Genomic DNA, 322 nt, shown 5'->3' with positions numbered 1-322 from the left:
GTTCGTGACCGCCGCGACCTGGCTCGCCCACTGCGACAGCGTCGCCGGGCCGGTGCTGCGGGCCTGCTGGGGAGACGTCTGCTGCTCGGCACCGCCCGCCACGGCGCCGCCGGCCGGGGCGACCGACCCCGGGCGGACGTCGGCGGCCTTGACCTGCAGAGCGGGGATTTCGGTGGTGAGCGGGCTCGCCTCGGGCGTCGCCGCGCGGGTGACGAGCCAGATGCCGCCGCCGGCCACGGCCAGCACGGCGAGGACCACGATCAGCCGGGTGAGCACCGCGGCGCTCCCGGAGCGCGGCGCCGGTGCCGGTGCGGCGGGGGCG

General features: G+C 79.5%; 1 pseudogene. It reads right to left on the bottom strand.

Features of this window, described 5'->3' with window-relative positions:
- Positions 1-322, bottom strand: a pseudogene (locus G3I65_RS09140) (murein transglycosylase); the annotation flags it as partial.

This window comes from Amycolatopsis sp. SID8362, assembly GCF_010550475.1.
Taxonomy (GTDB): domain Bacteria; phylum Actinomycetota; class Actinomycetes; order Mycobacteriales; family Pseudonocardiaceae; genus Amycolatopsis; species Amycolatopsis eburnea.
This window is presented reverse-complemented; position numbering and strand designations above follow the sequence as displayed.